This window comes from Kinneretia sp. DJ1R-11 (assembly GCF_025717595.1).
In the GTDB taxonomy this organism is placed as follows: domain Bacteria; phylum Pseudomonadota; class Gammaproteobacteria; order Burkholderiales; family Burkholderiaceae_C; genus Paucibacter_A.
Genome location: NZ_JAJIRR010000001.1, coordinates 897,796 through 922,040 on the forward strand (window position 1 = coordinate 897,796; position 24,245 = coordinate 922,040).

A 24,245-nucleotide genomic window follows, 5' to 3' on the forward strand; every position below is an offset into this window, starting at 1 on the left:
AGCTAAGGAAGGGCAGCATTGAATTGAGCATGAAGCAAGACTTAGCTCGGTCTTGCTCCCGAAATAGCTAGGTTTCGACCCTTGCTTTCCCTCACGCCATATGGTGCAGCCCCCCATCCACATACAGCGTATCCCCCGTCATCCCCGACGCCCCGCCTCCAACCAAAAAGGCGACCAGGCGGCCGACTTCGGCGATGTCGACCAGGCGGTGGGCGGGCGCGCGGCTGACGGCCATGTCGATCAGCGCGTCGAAGTGGTCAATGCCGGAGGCTGCGCGGGTGCGCAGGGGTCCGGGTGAAACGGCGAAGACGCGAACCTGGCGCTCGGCCAGCTCGCTGGCTAGGTAGCGCACGCTGGACTGCAGCGCGGCCTTGACCGGGCCCATCAGGTTGTAGTGGTCCACGACCTTGTCGGCGCCGTGATAGCTCATGGTGATCAGCGCGCCGCCGGGGTTCATCAAGGGCTCGGCATAACGCGCCATTTCGATGAAGGAATGGCAGGACACCTGCATGGCTTGCAGAAAGCCGGCCTGCGAGCAATCGATCACGCGACCGTGCAGGTCCTCGCGCGGCGCAAAGGCGATTGAGTGGATGACGAAGTCCAGCGTTCCCCAGGTCTCGCGCAGCTGTTCGAACACGGCCTGCATCTGGCCCGGCTGGCTCACGTCCAGGGGCAGCAGCAGGCGCGCAGCTAGCGCCTCGGCCAGGGGCGCGACATGAGGCTTTGCTTTGTCATTGAGGTAGGTGAGCGCAATCTCGGCGCCAAACGCACGCAGCTTGGCGGCGCAGCCGAAGGCGATGCTGTCGCCATTGGCCACACCGACCACCAGGCCGCGCTTGCCCTTGAGCATGTCGCCGATGCGGGTGTCCTCGTCCCAGATCTTGGGCAGGGGGTCACGAGCGGTGTATTCGTGGTTCATGGCTTCAGGCCTCCTCTGGGCGGGTGAGCGTTTGCGGCGCGGGCGTCGCAGCTGGTGCGGCGAGTTCAAACAACTCGCGCATGCGCTGCAACAGGGCGACGGTGCGGGGTTCCATCTCGCTGACGTCGCCGAGGATGTACTCGACCACCTGCAGGGCCGCCACGCGCTCCTCGCGCTGCGGCAGCAAGCGCGGCAGGGCGGCCAGGGCGGCCTCGGGCTCGAACTCGATGATGACCGACTGCTCGCGGATCATGGCCGCGCGCCGCTCGGGCTTCAGCGAGGCAAAGGGCTCGCGCTGGGTCAGCACCTCGGCGGAGCGCTCCAGGCGGTCGCGCCGCACCGAGCCGCGGGATTCGGCCAGCAGGATCAGCATGCGGATCACCGTGCTGCGGTAGCCGCCGTTGTCCAGGCCCAGCAGCATGGCTTGCACCTCGGGCAGGTAGCGCAGCTCGGCCGGGTCCTTGTGGACACGTTCGCGGGCCAGGGGCTTGCCCAGCCACTGCATGAAGGGCGTGCCGTAGATCGCCAGAAAGCTGTTCTCGTAGGCGGCGTCGCGCAAGTCGCGCATCAGGTCCATGCCCTGCATCAGGCCCTGGGCCGAGAGCTGCTCCAGCGCCAGCCAGGGGTTGTCCGGCGCGGCCGGCTGACGCTGGGCCTGCACCTGCGGCACCAGACCGCCCAGCCACTTCATCGCAGGGTTGTGGTCATCGGCAAACGCGCGCCGGCTGGTGCGTGCAGGATGGGCGTCACGGATCAGCTGTGCCAGCTGCGGTGTGACCAGGGCTTGCACCATGGGGCGCAGGGCCAGCTCGTAGGCATCGGTACCCAAAGCGGACAGGCGGGCCACGGCGGCGAAGTCGTGTTCCTGCTCGCGGTCTTGAAGCTCCGAGCCGCTGATGTCGCTGAGCTTGCGCTCGTGAAAGCTGACGACGAAATGCTCGGCATGGCCTTCGCCATGGACCGCGTCGATGGTCATCTCGTACAGGCCCGGCGGCAAGGTCTCGATGGTCTTCAGCGTCGAGGCCATCTCGGCATGCTCTTTGTTCGCGATCGAGGAGGAGACAAAGATGCCCAGATGTCCGACCTTGTCGTGGACCATATAGAGGATGCGCTGGCCGCGGATGCGGATCTCATGCTCATCGGCATAAGTGTCGACGATCCAGTTCAGCGCCTGCTGCGGCGGCGTGATGTTGTCGCCGCGGCTGGCGAACACGATGATGGGCGAGCGGATCGCCTTCAGGTCCAGGTGGCGGCCCGGCTCCAGCTGGGCCTCGCCGCGCGACAGGCGGTTGCCGACGAAGAGTTGCTCGACGATCCAGCGGATCTCGGCCTCGTTGGAGAAATGAAAGCCCCCCCACCAGCGCTCGAAATCAAGAAAGCTCTGGCGCCGCGTGTCGACCTCACGGTAGAGGTCAAAGTACTTGCCGAAGAAATTGCGGCTGGGGTTGAGCTGTTCGAAGTTAGAGACCAGATGGGCGCCGTCGAACTCGCCATGGCCCAGGTCCGACATCAGCAGCGCCGGCAGGGCGCCGCCGAGCAGGCCGCCGTTGTAGCGCATGGGGTTCTCGCCGAGCTTGCCCGACCAGGTGGCCACCGGGGCGCCATTGATGACCAGGGGGCCCGAGATCTCGGGGTTGGCCGCCGCCAGCACCAGGGTGGCCCAGCCGCCCTGGCAGTTGCCCACCACCACCGGCTTGGGCGCCTCGGGGTGCAGGCGGCGGATCTCCTGGATGAAGCCGGCCTCGGCGTGCATCACATCGGCCAGGGTCTGGCCCGGCTCGGGGTGCTGGCGGAAGACGACGAAATAGACCGGGTGGCCGGCCCGCAGGGCGACTCCCACCTGGCTGTCATGCTTGAAGCCGCCGATGCCGGCGCCATGGCCGGCGCGCGGGTCGATGATCATGTAGGGCCGCTTCCAGTCCATCACCTCGACGCCGGCCGGCGGCGTGATGCGCAAGAGACGGTAGTTCACCGGGCGCGGCAGCTGGCGGCCGTCGACAACTTCCTCGTAGGCGTAGTCCAGCACCGGCGGCGTGCCAGCGGCCTCGTGGTCCAGGTCCTGCTGGCCGCGTTCGCGCAAGGTGTCCAGGGTCAAGAGCAGGCGCTGGGCCGCGTCGACCCCATAGGCCGCCGCGTCACGCGCCCCATGGCCGCGCCAGGCCGCGAGGGTCAGGTCTTGCCCGAGGCGCAGCCAGTCGGCCCAGAGCTGCTGGACGCGTTCGCCGTGGCTGTGCTGGATGCGCTCGGCATGCTGCCGCAGGGCCGTGCTCAGGCGCTCGGCCTGGCGCGACCAGATGTCGGCATCCTCGCGCTGGCGTTGGCCCAGATTGCTGACGCTGAAATTGGGAGTCATGGGGTTTCGCCTTGCAGTGATTTGGGTGCTGGGAGCTCAGGCCCACAGCAGCTCGGCCGCGTGCTCGGCCAGCATGCGTTCCTCGTCGGTCTTGATGACGCGGATGTGGACCTTGGAGTCGGGGTGGCTGATCAGGGCCCGGCCTTCCTGATTGGCATTGGGGTCCAGCCGCAGGCCCATCCATTCCATGTCGGCGAGCAGATCGGCTCGCAGATCGGCGGCGTTCTCGCCGATGCCGCCGGTCAGCACCAAGGCATCCAGCCCGCCCAGGCAAGCAGCCAGGCCGGCCAGCTCGCGCCGGCCACGGTCGACGAAGTAGGCCAGCGCCTCGCGCGCCGCGGCGCTGCCCGAGGCCTGCAGCACGCGCACATCGTGCGACTCGCCGGACAAGCCCTTCAGGCCCGCGTTCTTGTAGAGCAAGTCGCTGAGGGCGGCCGGGTCCATGCGGTGTTCGCTCATCAGGTAGAGCAACACGCCGGGGTCGAGCTGGCCGCAGCGGGTGCCCATGGGCAGACCGTCGAGCGCCGTGAAACCCATGGTGGACGCGACCGAGCGTCCGCCACGCAAGGCGCACATGGAAGCGCCATTGCCCAGATGCGCGATCACCACGCGACCGAGTGCGCGCTCGGGCTCGAGCTCGCGCAAGCGGCGGGCGATGAACTCGTAAGACAGGCCGTGAAAGCCATAGCGCCGTATGCCTTGTTCGTAATAGCGGCGCGGCAGGGCGAAGGTGTCGGCGACGAAGGGATGGCTGCGATGGAAGGCGGTGTCGAAGCAGGCGACCTGGTGGGCTTCTGGGAAGGCGGCGCGTGCGTCGCGGATGCCGGCCAGGTTGTGCGGCTGGTGCAGCGGCGCCAGCGGGCAGAAGCGCTCGAGCTGGGCCACCAGGGCGGCGTCGATCCGCTGCGGCGCAGCGAACTCCGGGCCGCCATGCACAACCCGGTGGCTGACGGCGCTGAGCACCTCACCGTGGAAATGGTGGGTCAGCAGGTCGAGGATGGCTTGCAAGGCCAGCTCATGGTCGCCCACAGCGGCGTCATGGCCCAGGGCCTGCTGCAGGTGGGTGCCTGCCCCGAGCTCGGCCTGCAGGCGCGGGCTGTCCCCCAGGCCCTCGACGTGGCCGTGGGCCAGCAAGCTGAGCTCGGGCCGGGCTTGGTAAAGCGAGAACTTCAGCGAAGAAGAGCCGGCGTTCAGGGTCAGCAGCAGACGGTTCGCAGCCATGGTCGGGCATCCTGGACGGCCCGGGGGCCGCTTCCGTTCGGAGAGATGCCTAGAAGCTAACGAGCGCTGATGACCCACCCGTGACGCGCAGGCCGCGCTTTCATGACAGGCCCGAGCCGCCTGCTCGCTTCAGCGCGCGGCGGCGTCGCGCAGACGCGCCAGCTCGCGCGCCATCAGATGCTGGCGCAGGCGCGGGCCGCGCAGCTTGGCCAGGGTGGCCAGGCCGTGGATGGCCAGGCCCAGACCCCAGCCCCAGAGCGGGAAGGCCGTCCAGTAGCTCTGGTGCAGCCCGCTGAGCAGGTAGAGGCCCAGGTTGACGGCCACAAAGACCATCAGGTGGCCGAGAAAACCCATCAGGGCGTCGACGCGTTGCTGGGCTTCTTGCAGCAAGGCGGCTTCGGGTTCCGTGCCCTTGATGGCGGGATCGCTGGGGTGCAGGCAGTGGCTCATGCTTCGGTGCTCCTGGGCTGTGTGATGGCTGCATCTTGGCGTCGCAGCGCAGCGCAAGCCAAGGCCATGCGACGGCTTGTCAGCGACGGGCGCGAATCGACGCCCCGAGCGATGAAGCGAACGGCCGCCGCTGCTCAGCCTGCGGACAAGCCCTGTGCCAGATGGTCCACCAGCGCCCGCACCCGCTGCGGCAGAAAGCGCTGGCTGGGCATGAGGGCGTGCAAGGGCAGGTCATCGCCCTGCCAGTCGGGGAAGAGGTCGACCAGGGCGCCGCTGGCCAGGCTCAGGCGCACATCGAGCTCGCTTTTGTAGATCACGCCGAAACCTTGCACGGCCCATTGATGGGCGATCGAGGCGTCGTCACAGCTGCGCCGGCCTTGCACCGCGACGCTCAGAAGCGCGCCGCCCTCTGGCCCGCGCGGGCGAAAGCGCCAGCTGCGCTCGATGCGGTTGCGGATCTTGAAGCACAGGCAGTTGTGCGCGCCCAGCTCGCTGGGGTGAGCAGGCCGCCCATGCTCTTGCAGATAGCCTGGGCTGGCGACGGCCATGCGGCGGGCTTCGGCGAGCCGGCGCGCCACCAGGCCTGAATCGGCCAACTGACCGTAACGCAGCGCCAGGTCCACCTCGTCCTTGACGATGTCCAACAAGGAATCGCTGACGTTGAGTTGCAACTCAAGCGCCGGATGGAGGGCCAGAAAGCTGTCAAACAAGGGCAGAAGCAACTGGCGGGTCAGATCGCTGGGGGCCGAGACGCGGATGCGGCCGCGCAGGCGCGGCATTGCGTCGGCGCCGGCCCCGCGCTTGCCCGCAGCGGCAGCCACCGGGTCGGCCTCCAGCGCCAGCGCCAGGCCTTCGTCCAGCAACTCCAGCGCGCGCTGGCCATGTTCACGCAGTTGCTCGCCGGCCTGGGTCAGGCGCAGGGCGCGGGTGCTGCGCTCGACCAGGCGCAGGCCCAGGCGTGCTTCCAGCTTTTTGAGCATGGCGCTGGCCGCCGCCGGCGTGATGTCCATGACCTTGGAAGCGGCCGTCAGGCTGCCGCCGCGGGCGCATTCCAGCAGCAGGCGCAGCTCGTCGGTGTTTTCAATTTTCATTTGAAACAGATGCTGTGATTCATGGCTTTTTCGGAAAGCCGTGGGCAGCGAGGATAGCGCCTGTCGCCGGGGCTGTCCCGGCCCCACCGGAGCCTGTAAGCCATGAAAGCCGTTGCCTATTTCCAGAACCTGCCCCTGAGCGCCCCCGAGTCCTTGCTGGACCTGGAGCTGCCCCGCCCGACACCCGGACCGCGCGACCTGTTGGTCGAGGTGCGCGCCATTGCCGTCAACCCGGTTGATGTGAAGGTGCGCATGAGCCGGCCCGCGACCGATGCGCAGACCCCGGTCGTGCTGGGCTGGGATGCGGTGGGCATCGTCCGCGAAGTCGGGCCCGAGGTGCATGGCTTCCAGCCGGGCGACCGGGTCTGGTACGCGGGCGAGATCAACCGCCCGGGCAGCTATGCCCAGTTCCAGGCCGTGGACCACCGCCTGGCCGCGCGGGCGCCGGCCTCGCTCAGCGACGCCGAGGCGGCCGCCCTTCCGCTGACCGCCATCACCGCCTGGGAGTTGCTGTTCGACCGCCTGCAGGTGCAACACCAGCCCGAGCGCCCGGTCAGCCTGCTGGTCACGGCGGCCAATGGCGGGGTGGGCTCCATCCTCTTGCAACTGGCGAGAGAGCTGCCCCATCTGACCTTGATCGCCAGCACCAGCCGGCCCGAAACCGCCGCCCGCCTGCAAGCCTTGGGCGCCCATCACGTGGTGGACCACCGCCAGCCCCTGTCGCCACAGCTGAAGGATCTGGTGAGCCAGCACCAACTTCCGCCGATCCGCTACGCCGCCAGCCTGAGCCACACCGGCCAGCATTTCGCGGACCTGGTCGAGGCGCTGGAGGTGCAAGGCCGACTGGGCCTGATCGACGATTTCCCGCCCGAGGCCGTCAATGTGATGGCGCTCAAGGGCAAGGCCCTGTCCCTGCACTGGGAGCTGATGTTCGCCCGCGCCCTGCACGCCAGCCACGACGTGGCGGAGGTCGGAGCCCTGCTGGCCGAGGTGGCGCGGCGGGTCGACGCCGGCGTGCTGCGCAGCACGCTGGCCGAAGTCCTGGGGCCGATTTCGGCCACCACGCTCAAACAGGCGCATCAACGCCTGGAAGGTCAGCACACTGAGGGCAAGCTGGTGCTCGAGGGCTGGCCGCGCTGAGTCCCCAGCAAGCCGGGAAGGGGAACGGGCGCGGCTGCTATGGTCGCGCCTGCGTGTTTTCTTCCTTCCGCTTGATTGATGCCCGACTTGCCTCCCATCTTGCCGCTGCTGGACGCCGCCTTGCGCGGCGCCTTGCTGGCCATGCTCCTGCTGCTGGGCTGGGCCTTGTGGCGCGACGGCTCGGCTCGGCCGCGCCCGGCCGGGGCGCAGCTGGGCATGATGCTGGCGGCCGGCTTGATGGTGCAGGTGATCAGCTCCATGCCCGCCTTCGAGGGCGGCCTGCCCCTGGCCTGGCAGGCGCCGGCCATCGCCATCTCGGTGGCCAATGCGCCGCTGTTCGCCCTGTTTGCCCGGGCCTTGTTCGTGGACGAATTCCAGCTGCGGCCGCGTCACGCCCTGATTTGGCTGGCGGCTGTCGGGCTGAGCCTGCTCAACTGCATCTGGCTGGTGCCCCTATCGCAAGGGTCGCAGCCCTGGAGGCTGGCCCAGGCCGCGGTCGGCTTGCAGCGCAGCCTGCCCTTGCTCTGCGGCTTGGTCGTGGCCGGCGCCGCCCTGCAGCACTGGCGGGTGGACCTGGTCGAGCGCCGCCGGCGACTGCGCCTGTTTGTGGTGCTGGGCGGCTCGGCCTATATGTGCGTCATGGTCTGGGCCCGCGCAAGCAGCCCCCACAACCAGCTCAGCCCCGGTCTGGCCCTGGCCGATATGAGTGGCCTGCTGCTGATCCTGACCGTGCTCGCGCTGGGCTTGCTGAGACTGCCGGCCCAAGGCCTGTTTGGAGGCCTGACGGTGGCCAGCTGCTCGCAGCCGCTGACGCCCGACCCCAAACCAGACCCGATCCCTGACACCGACCCGGCCGACTTGCAGCGCCTGCTGCAGCTGGTGCACCAGCATGCCTTCCACCGCAGTGAGGAACCCAGCCTGGGAGCCCTGGCCGCGCTCGCTGATCTGCCCGAGTACCGCCTGCGCCGCCTGATCCATCAAGGCCTGGGCCATCGCAACTTCAACGCCTTCATCAACAGCTTCCGCCTGGCCGAGGCCCGGGCGGCTCTGGCCGACCCGGCTCGGCGCGGCGTGCCCATCCTGAGCCTGGCGCTGGAGGCGGGCTTTCAATCCATCGGCCCCTTCAACCGCGCCTTCAAGGCCGAGACCGGCCTGACCCCGAGCGAGTACCGCCAACAAGGCCTGGGCGCAGGCAGCACGGGCGGCGCTATTTCTCTGGCCGAAAACTGAAATTGCCGCTTTCGGCAAGACCGGCCGGCTTGCGAGCGGCAAGGTGTGGGCTTCTTTTCTGTCCCCCCACACCTTCACCGGATCGGAGCGATCACCGTGCCTCATCAAGCCCCAGCGCGCAGCCTGCTGCGCACCTACCTTTTGAACCTGACTGCCCTGCTGCTGAGCGCGCTGCTGGCCAGCGCTGCCCAAGCCAACGTCGCCTGGCGCGAGCTGCCGGCGCGGGGCGAAGACGGCCCGGTCACGGTTTTCTACCCCAGCGAGACGGCCGAGCAGGCGCGGCGTTTCGGCCCCTTTGGCGAACTGAGCCTGGCGGCTGAGGGCGAGCCGGCGCCGGCCCATGGCAACGGCCGCCTGGTGCTGATCTCGCACGGCTCGGGCGGCGGGCCCTGGGGCCATGCCCAGCTGGCCCAGGCCCTGGTGCGGGCCGGCTTTGTGGTCGCCGTGCCCTGGCACCGGGCCGACAACTTTCGCGACCCCAGCCGGCCCGGCCCCGACAGCTGGAAGCTGCGCCCGGCCGAGATGTCGCGCGCCATCGACGTAGTGGCTGCCGATGTGCCCCTGGCCCGCTTTGCGCTAGACCTGAAGCGCGTCGGCGCCTACGGCATGTCGGCCGGCGGCCACACCGTACTCAGCCTGGCCGGCGGGCGCTGGTCACCGGCCGGTTTCAAGCGCCATTGCGACATGCACCTGGCCGAAGACTTCCAGTTCTGCGTCGGCCTGATCACGCGCCTGAACGGCGGCGGGCTCGATGGGCTCAAGCAATGGCTGGCCCGGCGCGTGCACGCCTGGCGCTTCGCAGACGACACAGCGCAAGCGCATGAGGACCCGCGCATCCGCGCCGTGGTGGCGGCGGTGCCGGCCGCGGCCGATTTCGAGCTCGACTCACTGGCGCAGCCACGCATCCCCCTGGCCCTGCTGACGGCGCGGCAAGACACCTGGCTGCACCCGCAATGGCACAGCGACGCCGTGCTGCAACGCTGCCGCCAGGCCCCACGCCAGCCCTGCGAGCAGCTGGCCGATCTACCCCAGGGCGGCCATGGCGCCTACCTCGCGCCCCTGCCGGCCGGTCTGGACGGACTGCTGGGGGACTTGCTGAACGATCCGCCAGGCTTCGACCGGGCCCAGTTGACCGAGATCGACGCACGCGTGCTGCGGTTTTTCCAGAAGCATCTGCTGCAGCCCTGAACCCGGTGAGGGCGGCCACGTCCAAAGAAAAAAGGCGAGCCTCGCGGCCCGCCTCTTTCATGGAAACCCGCCGCAAGGCGGGCTGATCAAGCCCGATCGCTCAGGGCGCCAGCTGCGGCCAGCAGGCCTCGCTGTGCTGGTGGCCCAGACGGCCTTCTTCGTCGATACCAGGGCGCGCCGCGGGCATGGCAGCCGCGCTGGCCGTGGCGGCGGCACGCGGGTCCAGGGCCTTGCCGGCCAGATCGGCCAGCTCGTCCAGATGGGCCTTGAGCACGCGGTCGCCGGCGGAGGCGGCCTTGGCGCTGAACAGGGACTTCAGACCCTTGAGCTCGGCACGCACGGCCGGGCGGCCTTCTTCCGCACCCGAAGCACCGGGCACCGCCAGGCGCTCGGCCAGCAGCTCCACATAAGCGCGCTGCAGATTGCGACGCGGCACGCTGACCTTGGCGGCACCGGTGTTCAGCTCGCTGAAGACACCACCGCGCAGATCGGCCAGCAGCTCGTCCAGGCGGTAGGCCTTGCCCTCGGGGGCTGCGGCTTCCTGGGCCAGCAGACGGGCGCTGCGGCTGCGGTCCAGCAAGGCACGCAGGACATTGCGCTGGGAGGTCAGCAGCATGGCGCCCGGCTCGGCCGGCTTGACCCGCTCCAGGATGGCGGGTTCGAACAACCAGCTCGGGGTCTTGAACAGCTGCTCGTTCAGGAAAGCCACGGCCTGGGCCTGCTTGGCCTTGGTGGCTGGCGCGTGCACGGCACCGGCCTGGCCGCCATGCTTGTTGTGGAAGTTGTAGCCGCCGACGATGGCGGTCACATGGCCGAGTTCACGGCCCCACTGACCCCAAGTGGCGCGGTAGAGGTCTTCCAACGTCTTGTCGCTCTCGCCGTCCTTCAAAGCCATCTTGGGCAGCTGCTTGACGATGCGCTGCAGGTTCTTGATGCCCAGGCCGGTGGAATACACGGCATCGGCGTCGCCCACGGCTTCGGTGGTGTCACCGTACTCGCCCTCACCCTTGGGCGAGGTGAAGCGCAGCCAGGGCTTGCTGTCCTGCTCGCGGATCCAGCGGTCCAGCACCGGCTTTTCGGCCGCCGCGGTCTTGGCCTCGGGGATGGGCGTGTAGCCCCATTGGGTGGCGAAGATGTCGTAGGGGCCAATCTTGGGGATCAAGAGCGCCGGGTCGATCTTGTCCTCGGGCTGTACCACGTAGTTGATGCGGCTGTAGTCCATCAAGGTGGGCACATGGCCCATTTCCTTGAGCCATTTGGCATCGCGCAGCTTGTCGACCGGGTAGGTCGAGCTGGCCTTCATATTGTGCGGAAAGCCCAGCGAGTGGCCGACCTCATGGGTCACCACATAGCCGACCAGTTCGCCCATCAAATCGTCCGGCAGCGGCAGCTGCTGGGCGCGCGGATCGACGGCACCGGCTTGTGTGACATACCAGTCGCGCTGCAGCTGCATGATGTTGTGATACATCACGATGTTGGCGTTCAGGATCTCGCCGCTGCGCGGGTCGCTGAGGTGGGGGCCGTAGGCGTTGGCGATCGGGCTCGGCACCCAACGGATGATGCTGTAGCGCACATCGGCGGGGTCGAACTCGGGATCTTCTTCCTTGCTCGGGAAGGTGCGCGCCTGCACCGCGTTCTTGAAGCCGGCGGCCTCAAACGCCACATTCCAGGCCTCGATGCCCTTCTTCACATAGGGCACCAAGTTGCTGGGCGTGGAGCTGTCGATGTACCAGACGATGGGCTTGACCGGCTCGCTCAGCGCAGCGCTCGGGTCCTTCTTTTCGAGGCGCCAGCGGGTGATCAGGCGCTCGCGCTTGCTCTCCTGGGCATCGCTGCCGAAGTCGACGCGGGCGATGCTGAAAAAGCCGACGCGGTCGTCCATGATGCGCGGCTGCATCGGCACTTCGGGCAGCTGCACCAGGTTGTAAGCCACATTGACGCTGGCGAACTTGGGCGGCTGCGGCGGCAGCTGGAAGCCCGGTGGCAGGCCCGGCGGCAGGATCACGGGCGGCGGCGTCACGCCGTAGGTGTGCACCGCGTCGATGCGCAGGCTGCCGGCGAAGGCCTTGGTGGAGTCGATATAGCTGCGGCTCGGATCCACCGAATTGCCGCGCAGGATGCCGCGGGCCGAGAAGTCACCGACCTCGCTGTTGAACAGGCGGGTCACCTCGATCACCGGCGCGCCGCTCTTGGCAAAGGCCTCGACCGGGAAGCTCAGCACGATGGTGTCGCGCTGCGAGGCCTCGACCGAGGGGGCAATCGGCCGGCTCGGGTCGGCCACGAAATCATGCGAGACCACTTGCAAATAGACCCGGTTGCCTTGCAGGCTGAAGCGCACCACCTCGGTGTTCAGCTCCTTGCCGACATGGTCCACATTGGCCGGCACGGCGGTGGCCGTGGCCACCATCAGCAGGGGTTTGGAGAGCAGATCCTTGGGGATTTCGAAGTAAGTCTTGCCCTTGAGGCTGTGGATGTTGAACAGGCCGGTCTGGGTCTTGGCTTCGGCAGTGATGACCTTGTCGAAGGGCTTGGGCTCGCTGGCATCAGGTGCGGCCGGCGGCGTGGCCGGCTTGGCTGCCGCGGCAGCTGCGGAGGCAGCGCCGGCTGGCGCCTCGGGCGCCTGCTTGGGATCTGCGGCATGCGCGGACAGTGCGGCCAGGCTGGAAATGGCCAAGGCCATGGCGGTGGCCACAGGGCCGGTGAGTTTCAAGGACATGGGTGGTTTTCCTTTGCGGGGGCGGTGGCCCCGGGTCTGCTCAGGGCCCCGAGCACCGGCAGCGGCTGTCGATCGGCTCGGCCTGGGGTGATTCCTGATTTCGGAATTGTGTCGTGCGAGCGCGCGCGCGCTGAAAGTCAGCCCCCCGGGGAAACCCTGGAGGCTGTGCGCTACCACCGCCATTCAGACATCGCCAACGTCGATTGGTCGCAAATTCCAGCCCCATCGCTTCTCCACCACGCACTTCGCGGTTAGAAAGCCGGCATGGCACTTTCCACCTCGCTCAAAAAATTCTTCGCCCGGCGCAGCGTCGTCGCCCTCGTGGTCCTCGGTCTGGCCGGCGCTGGCTGGGTCGCCTTCAACCGCGGAGAGCACAAGCCGCCGCCGGAGCGCTTTCGCAGCACCGCCATCGACGAGGGCGCCATCACCCAGGTGGTGATGGCCAATGGCAATCTGCAGCCGGTGACCACCGTGGTGGTCGGCGCGGCGGTCAGCGGCACAGTGGCCGAACGCCTGGTGGATTTCAACGACGTGGTCAAAAAGGGTCAGGTCTTGCTGCGCATCGACCCGGCCAATTTCCAGGCCCGGGTGCGCCAGGCCAAGGCCCAGCTGGCCTCGGCCGAGGCACAGGTGGCGTTTGCCCGCGGCAATCTGGAGCGCAACGAGGCGCTCAAGGCCCAGGGCTATATCGCCGCGCCGCAGCGCGACCAGAGCCAGCGTGAGCTGGAGGTGGCCCGCGGCAACCTGGGCATCGCCCGCGCCCAGCTCGATGCGGCCGAGACCGACCTCGGCAATACCGTGATCCGCGCCCCGGTGGACGGGGTGGTGATCAAGCGCAGCGTCGATGTCGGCCAGACCGTGGCCGCCAGCTTCCAGACGCCCGAGCTCTTCCTGATCGCCAAGGACTTGCGCGAGATGGTCATCCAGACCAATGTCAGCGAGGCCGATGCCGGCCTGATCCAGAACGGCCAGGTGGTGCGCTTCGTGGTCGATGCCCACCCCAACCGCGAGTTCGAGGGCAAGGTCGAACAGTTCCGCCTGAACGCCACCAACACCCAGGGCGTGGTCACCTACACCGTGATCGTCAATGTGCCCAACCCCGACGGCATCCTCAAGCCCGGCATGACGGCGCAGACCCGCATCGTGGTGGCCAGCAAGAGCAAGACCCTGCGCCTGCCCACCGCTGCCCTGCGCTTCAAGCCCGACGAAGACGAGCTCAAGCCGCAGGGCAAGGCCGCCAAAGCTGCAGCCTCGGCCTCATCCGCTGCTTCCGCCGCCTCGGCCCCCAAGACTGAAGTCGCCCGCCCTGACGACGACGGCGTGCTCAGCAATCTGCGCGGCAACGCCCGTGTCTACAAGGTCTACACCGTGGACGCCGAGCAAAACCTCAAGGCGCACGAGATCACGGTCGGCATCTCCAACACCCGCTTCACCGAGCTGCTCAGCGGCGACCTGAAGCGCGGCGATGCCGTGGTGACCCGGCGCGCATCCAAGGACAAGAAGGAGGAGCTGTGAGCCTCGGCGCCGCCCCGGTGCTGGAGCTGCGCGGCATCACCAAGAGCTACCTCAGCGGCGATGTGCGAACGCCGGTTTTGCACGGCATCGACCTGACCGTGCAGCGCGGCGACTACCTGGCCTTGATGGGCTCCAGCGGCTCGGGCAAGAGCACGCTGATGAACCTGATGGGTCTGCTCGACCGCTGCGACAGCGGCCAGCTGCTGCTGCAGGGCCGCGACGTCAGCCAGCTGAGCGCCACCGAGCACGCCACCCTGCGCAACCGCGAGATCGGCTTTGTGTTCCAGAGCTTCAACCTGCTCAAGCGCATGAGCGTGCTCGAAAACGTGGCCCTGCCCCTGATCTACGGCGGGCGCAGCCGCAGCGAGGCCAAGGCGCGGGCGCAGACCTTGCTGGAAGCCGTGGGCCTGGGCGCACTGGCCAAGCGCATGCCCAACCAGCTCAGCGGCGGCCAGCAGCAGCGGGTGGCCATCGCCCGCAGCCTGGCCAATGAAGCGCCCCTGCTGCTGGCCGACGAGCCCACCGGCAACCTCGATACCCAGACCACGGTGGAAGTGCTGGCCGTGCTGGAAAAACTCAACCGTGAACAAGGCCTGACCATCGTGCTGGTGACCCATGAACCCGATGTGGCCCTGCATGCCAAACGCTTGGTGCGTCTGAAAGACGGCCGCGTCGCCTTCGATGGCCTGCCTTCCGAACAGGCGCACGCATGAACCCGATGCAGATTTTTCTCGAGGCCCTGCGTTCCCTGAACGCCAACCGCCTGCGCAGCGCCCTGACCATGCTGGGCGTGGTGATCGGCATCGCCTCGGTGCTGTTGATGCTCAGCGTCGGCGATGCCGTGCGCGCCTTCATCGACAAGGAGCTGGCCGTGCTGGGCAGCAACCAGCTGATCGTTCAGAACGGCACGCCGGTGGACGGCGGCGGCGTCAAGCGCCGCACCGGCGAGGTGCCGGCCCTGACCGTGGCCGATGCCCGTGCCCTGGCCGAGCTGCCCAGCCTCAAGGGCGCGGCGCCGGCGCTGCAGGGATTTTTCCAGGTGCAGTATGGCGAAAGCAACAGCAACCAGACGGTGCTGGGCACCACGCCGGCCATGCTGGCCCTGCGCAGCTGGCAGGTGGAGCAGGGCGTGCCCCTGGACGAGCGCGATGTGCAGTCCGCCGCCCGGGTGGCGGTGATCGGCTCCAAGCTGGCAGCCGACCATTTCAGCAACCGCAACCCCCTGGGCCAAACCGTGCGCCTGGACGGACAGCCCTTCACCGTCATCGGCGTGCTGGGCGGCAGCGGCCGCACCCTGGACGGCACCGAGCTGGGCGAGCTGATCCTGGTGCCCATCAGCGCCATGCCCATGCGCTTGCAACGCCCGGGCAGCGTGCACTACATCAGCGTGCAGTCCCACAGCGCCGCCGGCCTGGCCGAGGCGCAGCTCGATGTGGAAGAACTGCTGCGCGACCGCCACCGCATCACCGGCGAGAAGCTCGATGATTTCGTCGTCACCAACCTGGCCAGCATCGCCAAATCGGGCGCGGCCATCGCCGGCGGCCTGTCCATTGGCCTGGGCCTGATCGGCGCGGTCTCGCTGCTGGTGGGCGGCATCGGCATCATGAACATCATGCTGGTCAGCGTGTCCGAGCGGGTGCGCGAGATCGGCATCCGCATGGCCATCGGCGCCAAGCCGCGCGATGTGCTCTGGCAATTCCTCGGTGAAGCGGTGGTGCTGTGCCTGCTGGGCGGCCTGATCGGCCTGAGCATCGCCGCCCTGGGCGCTTGGGGTGTCAATGCCAACACCTCGTTCGCCATGAGCCTGGCGCCCAAGCACATCATGGTGGCCATCGGCTTTGCCAGCGGCGTGGGCCTGTTCTTTGGCTACTACCCGGCGCGGCGGGCTTCACGCCTGCTGCCGATTGAGTGCTTGCGTCAGGATTGAAGCGCTCGCGGCCCGTGGGTCAGAGCTGTGAGGCGCTGCGGCGGCCGGCCGGCCGGGCGCTGCTCTTGCTGCGACGCTGCACCTGCTTTTGCATGCGCCAGTAGCCCCAGGCACCGCGGCCCAATGCCAAGGTCAGGACCAGGCCGATGACCCAGGGCGTGAGCTCGTCGACGAGCTGCTTCAGCATCACCGAAACCAGAATCGAATCGCGCCGGATCTCGGCATCACTGCGTGGGCGGGCGCCGGGGTCGGCACCGCCACCACCGTGGCCGAAGCCCCCCGAGCTTGACAGCTCGGAGCGCTGCCGGCTGCTGCGACGCCGCTCCATTTCCTCTTCGCTGGGCTCTTCAAACAGCAGACCGCCACGGAACTGGCTCAGCTCGGCCCGGGCGTCACGCCAGAAGTCCTTGAAGTCGCGCAGCTCGCTGCTGTCGCGCAGTTCGCGCAAGGCGTCGTTGATCAGTAGCTGATCACCGGCATGCATGGCATCGCGTGTCGGCTGCCCCGCCGCCGAAGCGTCAGGGCGAGTGCGCGCGGCACCGGGGCCGCTGCTGCCAGGCTCGGTCTGGGGCCGCGCCGGCTTGCCATCGGCAGACGGAGCGACCAGCACCTGGGCTGCCGCCGCCTGCCAGTCGGCCTCACCCGGCGCCGCCTGACCCACACCGAAATTGGACTTGAACGGCAGCGACAGCTCGAGACGCCGGCCAAAGCCTTGGCTTTCCACCGGGGCCGAGGCCGCGTATGGGTTCTGCAAAAGCTTGCTGATATCCAGCGGCGCCATGGCCGGCTGGATGACCGGCTCAGCGCCAACCGAGGCCGCGCCGCAGAGCAGCAAGGCGCAAGCAGCGGGCCGCACCAGAGCCGCAGCCCATGCGGCGGCGCAAGCGGTGACCCGCTTGTTTGCGCCTGCTTGCTGAACCGATTTCATGCCCGACACTCGTTTTCTCTTCCGCACCCGCGCCCAATGCGGGCGCGGTCTTATTTACATTTTGCCCGGCTCGCGAGGCATTTCTGCCGTGCTGGCGCTCGGTTCGGTGTCCTTTTCACCATCTGCGGCGCCAAACCCCCCGGCTCCGGGGGTGCGAATCACAAACACATCGCCGGCCTGCATCTCGGCCTGGCCGATGTGGGGCAGGTCCTCGCGACGGCCATCGGCGCGCTCCACCCAGTTGGCCCCCGGCGCCCCGGCGCCGCCACCGGCCAGGCCGAAGGCGCCGCGCAGCCGGCCATTGCTCAGAATGCCCGCCGTCATGGGCTCCAGGAAGCGGATCCGGCGCTCGCCGCCATTACCGCCACGCCAGCGCCCGGCGCCGCCACTGCCGGGCACGATCTCGTAGCCGTCCAGGCGCACCGGGAAGCGGAACTCCAGCACCTCGGGGTCGGTCAGGCGCGAGTTGGTCATATGGGTCTGCACCACGCTGGTCCCGTCAAAGCCCGGGCCGGCGCCCGAGCCGCCGGAAATCGTCTCGTAGTACTGGTGGCTTGCGTTGCCGAAGGTGAAATTATTCATGGTGCACTGGCTGGCTGCCAGCACGCCCAGGGCGCCGTAGAGCGCGTTGGTGACGCAGCTGGAGGTCTCGACATTGCCGGCCACCACGGCCGCCGGCGCGCGCGGGTTGAGCATGCAGCCCTCGGGCACGATCACCTGCAGCGGCTTCAGGCAGCCCGCATTGAGCGGGATCTGGTCGTCCACCAGGGTTCGGAACACATAGAGCACCGCCGCCATGGTGATGGCCTTGGGTGCGTTGAAGTTGTTCGTCAGCTGCTGGGCGCTGCTGCCGCTGAAGTCGATGCAGGCGCTGCGCTCAGCGCTATTGACGCGCACCGCCACCTGGATCTGTGCGCCGTTGTCCAGGCTCAGTGTGAACTGGCCGTCATGCAAGGCCGTGATGACGCGACGCACCGATTCCTCGGCGTTGTCCTGCACATGCTGCATGTACGCTGCCACGGTGGCGCGGCCGTACTGGGCCACCATGGCCTGCAACTCCTGCACGCCCTTCTCGTTGGCGGCGATCTGGGCGCGCAAATCCGCCAGGTTTTGCTGCGGGTTGCGCGAAGGATGGGGCCCACTAGCCAACAGCGCCAGCAGCTCGTCCTCGCGCAAGCGGCCCGCCTCCACCAGCTTGAAGTTGTCGATCAGTACCCCTTCCTGCTCGATGGACGTCGAGAACGGCGGCATGGAGCCGGGGCTGATGCCGCCGATGTCGGCATGGTGGCCGCGCGAGGCGACGTAGAAGTCAGGCCTTGCATCCGGCTCAGCGCTGTCCAAATAGACCGGTGTTACCACTGTGATGTCCGGCAGGTGGGTGCCGCCGTGATACGGGTCGTTGAGCACGTAGACATCACCGGGCTTCATGTCCGGGTTGCGCTCGATCACGGTCTTGATCGACTCACTCATCGAGCCCAGATGCACGGGCATGTGGGGCGCGTTGGCGATCAACTCGCCAGCAGTGCTGAACAGGGCGCAGGAGAAATCGAGCCGCTCCTTGATGTTCACCGAGTAGGCCGTGTTCTGCAGGCGCAGACCCATCTGCTCGGCGATGTTCATGAACAGATTGTTGAAGACCTCCAGCATCACCGGGTCGGCCTCGGTGCCGATGGCATGGGCGCTCACACGCGGCCGCACACGGCGCAGCACGAGCAAGCCGTCGGCCTGCAGATCGGCCTGCCAGCCGGGGTCGACCACGGTGGTGGCATTGCGTTCGGCCAGGATGGCCGGGCCGGCGATGCGGGCGCCGGGCTGCAGCTGCTCGCGTTGGTACAGCCGCGCCGGGCGCCAGCCGGCCGGCTGCTCGTCGGCCGGGCAGTACATGGCCAGCTCGGCGGTCGCCCGTGGCTCATGTGGGGCCAGGTCTTGCGCCGCTGCCGCAGCGGGCAAGGCGGCGCCGGGTGCATTGCACTCCACCGCCACAGCCTCGATCACCAGGGCCCGGCCCGGCATCAGGAAGGCAAAGCGCTGGCGATAGGCGGCCTCGAATGCCGCCTGCAAGCTGGCCAGCGTGGCGTCGTCATTCAACACGCAGCTGAGCGCCGTGTCCGTGCCCTGGTAACGCAGCTGCAGCTTGGTTTGCTGCAGCAGCTGATCGCCGGCCAGGCCCTGGGCCAGAAGTTCGGCGCGGGCCGCCTCGTGCAAGCGCTCGGCCAGGGCGCGCGCGGCGGCCAGACCGGCCGGGTCCAGCGGCAGCTCCAGCGAGGCCTCGCGCAGGGCGATCTGCTCGGCCAGGCCCATGCCGTAGGCGCTCAGCACGCCGGCCAGCGGGTGGGCCAGCACCACGCTCATGCCCAGGGCATCGGCCACGCGGCAGGCGGCCTGGCCGCCGGCTCCGCCAAAGCATTGCAGGCTGTAGTCGCTGACGTCGTAGCCGCGCGCCACCGAGATCTTCTTGACCGCATTGGCCATGGCGCCGACGGCAATCTCCAGCGCCCCACTGGCCACCTCTTCGGCGCTGAGCCTGCGGCCACTGGCTGCGCTCATCTGCGCCGCCAGGGCCTCAAATCCCGCACGAGACGCGGCCAGATCCAGCGCCTGGTCCGCCTGCGGACCGAACAAGCGCGGGAAGTACTCAGGCTGGATGCGGCCCAGCAGCAGCTGTGCGTCGGTGGTGCTCAAGGGGCCGCCGCGCCGGTAGCAGGCCGGGCCAGGGTTCGCCCCGGCCGACTCGGGCCCGACGCGCAGGCGTGCGCCATCGAAACGCACGATGCTGCCGCCACCGGCGGCCACCGTGTGGATGCTCATCATCGGCGCGCGCATGCGGACGCCGGCCACCTCGGTGTCAAAGGCGCGCTCGTAGGCCGGCGCGGCATCGTGTGCGGCACTGGCGGCGTAATGGCTGACATCGGTGGAAGTTCCGCCCATGTCAAAGCCAATCAGCTGGCGATGGCCAGCGGCCAGGGCCGTGCGCACCATGCCGACGATGCCGCCGGCCGGGCCAGACAAGATGGCGTCCTTGCCCTGGAAGCGCCGCGCCTCGGTCAGGCCGCCCGAGCTCTGCATGAAGAACAGCGGCACGCCCGGCATCTGTGAAGCCACCTGCTCGACATAACGCTTCAAAATGGGTGACAGATAGGCATCGACCACCGTGGTGTCGCCGCGCGGCACCAGCTTCATCAGCGGGCTGACTTCGTGTGAAACCGAGACCTGGCTGAAGCCGATCTCGCGCGCCAGTGCTGCGGCGCGCTGCTCGTGCGCCGGGTAGCGGTAGCTGTGCATGAAGACGATGGCACAAGCGCGCAGGCCGGCCTCGAAGGCCGCCAACAACTGCACGCGCAGATCGGCCTCGTCCAGGGCCTGCACTGGCTCGCCATCGGCGCCCATGCGCTCTTGCGCCTCGACCACGCGGCTGTAGAGCAGCTCGGGCAGCACGATTTGGCGCGCGAACAGCTGCGGCCGCGCCTGGGTGGCGATGCGCAGCGCATCGCGAAAACCGCGCGTGGTGACCAGCAGTGTGGGGTCGCCCTTGCGCTCCAACAAGGCATTGGTGGCCACCGTCGTGCCCATCTTCACGCACTCCACCTGCGCCGGCGTGATCGCCTCACCGGGCTGCAGGCCCAGCAGGCGGCGTATGCCTTCGACCGCGGCATCGCGGTATTGCTCGGGGTTCTCGGACAGCAGCTTGAGCGTGTGCAGCTGGCCATCGGGCGCACGGCCGACCAGGTCGGTGAAGGTGCCGCCGCGGTCAATCCAGACTTGCCAGAGCGCCGGAGCGCCGGCCGAGGTGCCGTCGGGTGCAGGAAGTCGTTCAGCAGCGGACATGGAGCAAGGTGAGCGAGCACAAAAGCGCGATTGGAACAGAGTGCACGCGGATGCAGCCTTGCCGGACGGCGAGGGCCAGCGTTCGGCTTCCATAACGGAGGCCAGGCTAGCGAACGATCTTGGCTGGCGTCGAGGTCGGGATCACGCGCCGACCGACGCGCGTCTTGTGCCGCGCTCCTCACTCACCACAGCAAACCCAGCAAGGCGGCACGCACGGCCGCGGCGGTGCGGTTGCTGGTGCCCAGCTTGGCGCAGGCATTGCGGCTGTGGAAATTCACCGTCGCCTCCGAGATGGTCATGATCTGCGCGATGTCGCTGGAGGTCTTTCCCTCGCAGGCCCAGCGCAGCACATCGAGCTCGCGGCTGCTCAGGGTGGCCTCAGCATCGTCCCGCAACAAATCGCCCCAGACCTTGAGCATGCCGTCATGGCACATCACCGACAACCAGTACATACGCTCACGCTTGGTGGCCAGCTCCTCGGCGCCGATGTCCCCCTCCGGCCGAACAAAACTCAGCAGGCTGTTCATGCCGCGCGCATCGCGCCGCGGCACGCCCACCCCATAACGAAGACCATGTGCGGCTGCATCGGCCATGAACTCCGGTGCCTTGGCACGGTTTTCCTCGTCCCAGACGAACATCTCGTCTGAGGTGATGGCCTGCTGAACCGATGGGTCGATGCGAATGTAGTCCCGCTCGCTGTAGCGTCGCTGCCAATCGATCGGGTAATTGCTGCACCAGACCACCCGCGGTGCCACCAGCGGCACCGGCCCTTTCATCCCGAAAGAGCAATACTCAAAGCCCAAGCGCTGCCCCTCGGCCCGGATCAGATCAAAGGCTTCCTGCGACGAAGAGGCGCTTCCTACCAGACGAAGCTGATCGCTCTGCCAGCATTTCATGGGCTCGTAGCGCCAGGGCGGCACTGATGGAATAGGGCCCGAAATTTACATGGGCTGTTGGTGCGCACCCGCTAGGGCAAGTACCAAAGGCGGCCCTTCTTGACGTTTCAAGTTCGGCAAGGGATTCCAAGTGCCGAGAGCTCAGCTGCTTCAGCTGTTCACGAGTCAGCCGCAGGTGCTTGTCGGCAGACAGGGCAAGAGCCATTGGCACATACGATCACCCGGCGCCCCAAAAGGCGCACCTCACAAATCTGTCAGTTGTCAGGCCCAGCCCGGCCGGATTCAATCTGCTCAGGCGAAACCTCATACCGCCGCACCATCCAAGAGCCGAAACACCCTGAACCCGACTGGAGCGACCGCCATGCGCCACACCTCTCTGATGTTCCCGAGCCCCAGCCCCGCAAGCCGAGTGCACCCCAGGTCGCACCTGAGTCTGAGCCTCGCCCTGGTCTGCATCGCGCTGCCGGTCAGCGCCCAGGCGCCAGAACCCATCACCGAAGCCCCGCACGAGCTCACCACTACGAGCGAGGCCACGCTGGAGCGGGTGGTGGTCGGTGGCTCGCGCAGCGTGGTCATGCCCTACCAAAACTGGATCAAGGCCGCTGCCCCGATCCACGAGATCAGCCACGGCCTGCTGCGCTTTGGCACACGCCTGTACAGCCAGGACAGCAGCCGCCCGCTGCGGGTATCCGTCCTGGACGAAGACAAAGACCTGCCCATTGCCCCCGTGATCGGCCAGCTCTATGTGGTGCCGCACGACCTGCCGGTTCAGGCACAGCACGCCGACTTCAGCATCAACCGCGCCGAGGGCCAATGGGGCGTGGGCAACTTCGCGCTGGTGCCTCAACTCACGGCACAGACCCCCGACATGGCCAGCGTTCGCCAGGTCTTGCAGGCCTACCAGGCGCTGTACCGCAAGCAATTCCCGCTGAGCTGGCGCCTGCTTTCACGCTCCGAGGCCAGCTTCGACGTTTGCACACCGCGCGAAGGTGAGACCCTGCAAGCCAGCCAGGCCGACGGCACCGAACTGGTCCGTCTGCGCATGGACCAGAAGGTCAAAGACCATGGTCGCTCCACCGGCCGCGTGCTGTACTGCGCCAGCATCAAGGCCAATGCCGACTGGGGCGACCAGGTGCGCCTCAAGCTGCCGGCGCAGGCCATTGCCCTGCTGGGCTTCAGGCTGATCTGAGCCCAGGGCAGGCGCCCGCGCATGTCGCTGGGCAGGACCGGTCGAGCGCGAGCGAATTGAAAGCTCGCGCTTGAATCGGCACCCGATGGCATCTGACAACCATGGCTTGATGCAGAAAAAAGGCCCGCGTCCTCTAGGAGCGCGGGCCTTCTCACAAGGAAGTTTCGTAAGTGCGGAATCAAAAAGGGATGTCGTCATCCATATCGTCTTCCGCAGGGACGATCAGAAAGGGATGTCGTCATCCATATCGTCAAAACCGGTTGCCGGGCGCGGCGCCGGGGCGGGCGCGGGGCGGGCTGCCGGGGGGCGAGCGGCCGGGCGGGCCGGGGCACGGGCTGCCGGGGCGTCGCCGTAGTCGTCGCCACCACCGTAGGAGGCGCCGCCGCCGGCCGCAGCGCCTGCGCCACGCCCTTCGCGGGCACCGTAGCCGCCACCACCACCGCCGCCTTCATCGCCGGAGTCACGGCCGCCGAGCAGCTGCATCTCATTGGCGATGATTTCGGTGGTGTAGACCTCCTTGCCTTCCTTGTCGGTCCATTTGCGTGTGCGCAGACGGCCTTCGACGTAGAGCGGGCGGCCTTTCTTGCAGTACTGGCCGACGATCTCAGCGAGCTTGTCGTTGAACACCACACGGTGCCATTCGGTCTCTTCCTGCTTCTCGCCGGATTCGCGGTTCTTCCAGTTGCGCGTGGTCGCCAGGCTGATGGTGCAGAACGCGACGCCGCTGGGGTTGTAGCGCAGCTCGGGGTCGCGCCCCAGGTTGCCGATGAGAATGACTTTGTTGACCGAGGCCATATTGCGCTCCGCTGGCGATAAACGCGAGATTATGCCGCCGCCCCCGCTGCCCTGCCCAAACTTGACCCCGTACTGGCTCCAGGCTTCCCAATGCGGGCATCGCCCACAAGAGCTCAGGAGCCCGAGATGCCCGACACACCCCAGCCCGCCCTGCTGCAAAGCAGCCCTATCCTGGACTATGGACATCCGCGCATCCAGGCCTTGCTGAGCGAGCGCGGCTGGTCGCTCTTGCCGGAGGCCGAGCGCATCGGCGCCATCTATGACTTCGTGCGCAAGGACATCGCCTTCGGCTACAACAGCGGCGACGAGATCCCGGCCTCCCAGGTGCTGGCCGACGGACTGGGCCAGTGCAACACCAAGGGCAGCCTGCTGATGGCCTTGCTGAGGGCCAGCGGCATCCCCTGCCGCTTCCACGGTTTCACCATCGACAAGCGCTTGCAGAAGGGTGCCATCACCGGCCTGGCTTACTGGCTGGCGCCGCGCAGCATCGTGCACAGCTGGGTCGAGGTCTGGCTGGACGGACGCTGGCTGGAGCTGGAAGGCTTCATCCTCGATGCCGCCTACCTGAGCGCCCTGCAGCGCCGCTTCCCCCAAGCCCGGGCCTTCTGCGGCTACGGCGCAGCCACGCCGAATCTGCAGGCGCCCGGGGTGGAATGGTGTGGCCGCAGCACATACATCCAGAAGGATGGAATCAATCACGACTTCGGCCGCTTTGACACGCCCGATGGCTTTTATGCCCGGCACGGCAGCAATCTCAGCGGCCTCAAACGCTGGCTGTTCGTGCACGCCATCCGCCACGCCATGAACCGCCGGGTGCGCGCGATCCGGCAGTTCCCGGCCTGAAGCCACAAGAGCCCAGACC

At 67.8% G+C, this 24,245-nt stretch carries 18 protein-coding genes; 8 read left to right on the top strand and 10 right to left on the bottom strand.

Features of this window, described 5'->3' with window-relative positions:
• Positions 1-91: 91 nt before the first annotated feature.
• The 5 genes from fabI to LNV23_RS03755 form a co-directional block, all read right to left on the bottom strand.
• On the bottom strand, positions 92-850 hold the full coding sequence (gene fabI, locus LNV23_RS03735; RefSeq protein WP_263561785.1) for an enoyl-ACP reductase FabI: 759 nt from the start codon (positions 848-850) through the stop codon (positions 92-94).
• 73 nt (positions 851-923) lie between these two features.
• Positions 924-3,272: an alpha/beta fold hydrolase gene (locus LNV23_RS03740; protein WP_263561715.1), complete on the bottom strand. Its 2,349-nt coding sequence runs from the start codon at positions 3,270-3,272 to the stop codon at positions 924-926.
• A 36-nt stretch (positions 3,273-3,308) separates the two neighbouring features.
• Positions 3,309-4,493: an acetate/propionate family kinase gene (locus tag LNV23_RS03745; RefSeq protein ID WP_263561716.1), complete on the bottom strand. Its 1,185-nt coding sequence runs from the start codon at positions 4,491-4,493 to the stop codon at positions 3,309-3,311.
• Between the two features lie 129 nt (positions 4,494-4,622).
• A complete protein-coding gene (locus LNV23_RS03750) occupies positions 4,623-4,943 on the bottom strand; it encodes a 2TM domain-containing protein (RefSeq protein ID WP_263561717.1) in 321 nt (106 codons plus the stop codon).
• A 134-nt stretch (positions 4,944-5,077) separates the two neighbouring features.
• Positions 5,078-6,034, bottom strand: a complete 957-nt coding sequence (locus LNV23_RS03755) for a LysR family transcriptional regulator (protein WP_263561718.1) — start codon at positions 6,032-6,034, stop codon at positions 5,078-5,080.
• Positions 6,035-6,136: 102 nt separating this feature from the next.
• Between LNV23_RS03755 and LNV23_RS03760 the strand changes: the two genes are divergently transcribed.
• The 3 genes from LNV23_RS03760 to LNV23_RS03770 all read left to right on the top strand — a co-directional run bounded on the left by LNV23_RS03760 (position 6,137) and on the right by LNV23_RS03770 (position 9,592).
• Complete coding sequence (locus LNV23_RS03760) at positions 6,137-7,174, top strand: zinc-binding alcohol dehydrogenase family protein (protein WP_263561719.1); 1,038 nt, start codon at positions 6,137-6,139, stop codon at positions 7,172-7,174.
• A 78-nt stretch (positions 7,175-7,252) separates the two neighbouring features.
• The gene (locus LNV23_RS03765) at positions 7,253-8,404 is read left to right on the top strand and encodes a helix-turn-helix domain-containing protein (protein ID WP_263561720.1); all 1,152 of its coding nucleotides are present in this window, start codon (positions 7,253-7,255) and stop codon (positions 8,402-8,404) included.
• A gap of 126 nt (positions 8,405-8,530) precedes the next feature.
• Positions 8,531-9,592, top strand: a complete 1,062-nt coding sequence (locus LNV23_RS03770) for an alpha/beta hydrolase family protein (protein ID WP_411910536.1) — start codon at positions 8,531-8,533, stop codon at positions 9,590-9,592.
• 100 nt (positions 9,593-9,692) lie between these two features.
• On the opposite strand, the gene LNV23_RS03775 is transcribed toward LNV23_RS03770, so the two are convergent.
• Positions 9,693-12,308 (bottom strand): zinc-dependent metalloprotease, encoded by a 2,616-nt coding sequence (locus LNV23_RS03775; RefSeq protein WP_263561722.1) that lies wholly within the window; start codon positions 12,306-12,308, stop codon positions 9,693-9,695.
• 264 nt (positions 12,309-12,572) lie between these two features.
• Between LNV23_RS03775 and LNV23_RS03780 the strand changes: the two genes are divergently transcribed.
• The 3 genes from LNV23_RS03780 to LNV23_RS03790 are packed head-to-tail and all read left to right on the top strand — an operon-like array spanning position 12,573 to position 15,750.
• On the top strand, positions 12,573-13,823 hold the full coding sequence (locus tag LNV23_RS03780; protein WP_263561723.1) for an efflux RND transporter periplasmic adaptor subunit: 1,251 nt from the start codon (positions 12,573-12,575) through the stop codon (positions 13,821-13,823).
• Positions 13,820-14,536: an ABC transporter ATP-binding protein gene (locus LNV23_RS03785; protein WP_102768698.1), complete on the top strand. Its 717-nt coding sequence runs from the start codon at positions 13,820-13,822 to the stop codon at positions 14,534-14,536. Before LNV23_RS03780 ends, LNV23_RS03785 begins: the two co-directional genes overlap by 4 nt.
• Positions 14,533-15,750, top strand: coding sequence for an ABC transporter permease (locus LNV23_RS03790; RefSeq protein ID WP_263561724.1), 1,218 nt, complete (start codon positions 14,533-14,535; stop codon positions 15,748-15,750). The genes LNV23_RS03785 and LNV23_RS03790 overlap by 4 nt, the downstream gene beginning before the upstream one ends.
• A 19-nt stretch (positions 15,751-15,769) precedes the next feature.
• Here LNV23_RS03790 and LNV23_RS03795 read toward each other — a convergent pair whose 3' ends face one another.
• From LNV23_RS03795 to LNV23_RS03805, 3 genes are all read right to left on the bottom strand, one after another.
• Complete coding sequence (locus tag LNV23_RS03795) at positions 15,770-16,678, bottom strand: hypothetical protein (protein WP_263561725.1); 909 nt, start codon at positions 16,676-16,678, stop codon at positions 15,770-15,772.
• A 54-nt stretch (positions 16,679-16,732) separates the two neighbouring features.
• Positions 16,733-20,503: a hydantoinase B/oxoprolinase family protein gene (locus tag LNV23_RS03800; RefSeq protein ID WP_263561726.1), complete on the bottom strand. Its 3,771-nt coding sequence runs from the start codon at positions 20,501-20,503 to the stop codon at positions 16,733-16,735.
• A 182-nt stretch (positions 20,504-20,685) separates the two neighbouring features.
• Positions 20,686-21,399 (bottom strand): autoinducer binding domain-containing protein, encoded by a 714-nt coding sequence (locus LNV23_RS03805; protein WP_263561727.1) that lies wholly within the window; start codon positions 21,397-21,399, stop codon positions 20,686-20,688.
• Positions 21,400-21,760: 361 nt separating this feature from the next.
• On the opposite strand from LNV23_RS03805, the gene LNV23_RS03810 reads away from it, so the two are divergent.
• Complete coding sequence (locus LNV23_RS03810; RefSeq protein ID WP_263561728.1) at positions 21,761-22,588, top strand: hypothetical protein; 828 nt, start codon at positions 21,761-21,763, stop codon at positions 22,586-22,588.
• Positions 22,589-22,810: 222 nt separating this feature from the next.
• On the opposite strand, the gene LNV23_RS03815 is transcribed toward LNV23_RS03810, so the two are convergent.
• Positions 22,811-23,383 (bottom strand): single-stranded DNA-binding protein, encoded by a 573-nt coding sequence (locus tag LNV23_RS03815; RefSeq protein ID WP_263561729.1) that lies wholly within the window; start codon positions 23,381-23,383, stop codon positions 22,811-22,813.
• 126 nt (positions 23,384-23,509) lie between these two features.
• Between LNV23_RS03815 and LNV23_RS03820 the strand changes: the two genes are divergently transcribed.
• Positions 23,510-24,226 carry a transglutaminase-like domain-containing protein gene (locus LNV23_RS03820; RefSeq protein ID WP_263561730.1) on the top strand — a complete coding sequence of 239 codons (717 nt, stop codon included), beginning with the start codon at positions 23,510-23,512 and terminating at the stop codon, positions 24,224-24,226.
• The last annotated feature ends 19 nt before the right edge of the window (positions 24,227-24,245 follow it).

Coding starts and splice junctions, on each gene's coding strand:
- fabI (WP_263561785.1), bottom strand. CDS start 850: ATGCTCAAGGGCAAGCGCGGCCTGGTGGTCGGTGTGGCCAATGGCGAC.
- LNV23_RS03740 (WP_263561715.1), bottom strand. CDS start 3,272: ATGACTCCCAATTTCAGCGTCAGCAATCTGGGCCAACGCCAGCGCGAG.
- LNV23_RS03745 (WP_263561716.1), bottom strand. CDS start 4,493: ATGGCTGCGAACCGTCTGCTGCTGACCCTGAACGCCGGCTCTTCTTCG.
- LNV23_RS03750 (WP_263561717.1), bottom strand. CDS start 4,943: ATGAGCCACTGCCTGCACCCCAGCGATCCCGCCATCAAGGGCACGGAA.
- LNV23_RS03755 (WP_263561718.1), bottom strand. CDS start 6,034: ATGAAAATTGAAAACACCGACGAGCTGCGCCTGCTGCTGGAATGCGCC.
- LNV23_RS03760 (WP_263561719.1), top strand. CDS start 6,137: ATGAAAGCCGTTGCCTATTTCCAGAACCTGCCCCTGAGCGCCCCCGAG.
- LNV23_RS03765 (WP_263561720.1), top strand. CDS start 7,253: ATGCCCGACTTGCCTCCCATCTTGCCGCTGCTGGACGCCGCCTTGCGC.
- LNV23_RS03775 (WP_263561722.1), bottom strand. CDS start 12,308: ATGTCCTTGAAACTCACCGGCCCTGTGGCCACCGCCATGGCCTTGGCC.
- LNV23_RS03780 (WP_263561723.1), top strand. CDS start 12,573: ATGGCACTTTCCACCTCGCTCAAAAAATTCTTCGCCCGGCGCAGCGTC.
- LNV23_RS03790 (WP_263561724.1), top strand. CDS start 14,533: ATGAACCCGATGCAGATTTTTCTCGAGGCCCTGCGTTCCCTGAACGCC.
- LNV23_RS03795 (WP_263561725.1), bottom strand. CDS start 16,678: ATGAAATCGGTTCAGCAAGCAGGCGCAAACAAGCGGGTCACCGCTTGC.
- LNV23_RS03800 (WP_263561726.1), bottom strand. CDS start 20,503: ATGTCCGCTGCTGAACGACTTCCTGCACCCGACGGCACCTCGGCCGGC.
- LNV23_RS03805 (WP_263561727.1), bottom strand. CDS start 21,399: ATGAAATGCTGGCAGAGCGATCAGCTTCGTCTGGTAGGAAGCGCCTCT.
- LNV23_RS03810 (WP_263561728.1), top strand. CDS start 21,761: ATGCGCCACACCTCTCTGATGTTCCCGAGCCCCAGCCCCGCAAGCCGA.
- LNV23_RS03815 (WP_263561729.1), bottom strand. CDS start 23,383: ATGGCCTCGGTCAACAAAGTCATTCTCATCGGCAACCTGGGGCGCGAC.
- LNV23_RS03820 (WP_263561730.1), top strand. CDS start 23,510: ATGCCCGACACACCCCAGCCCGCCCTGCTGCAAAGCAGCCCTATCCTG.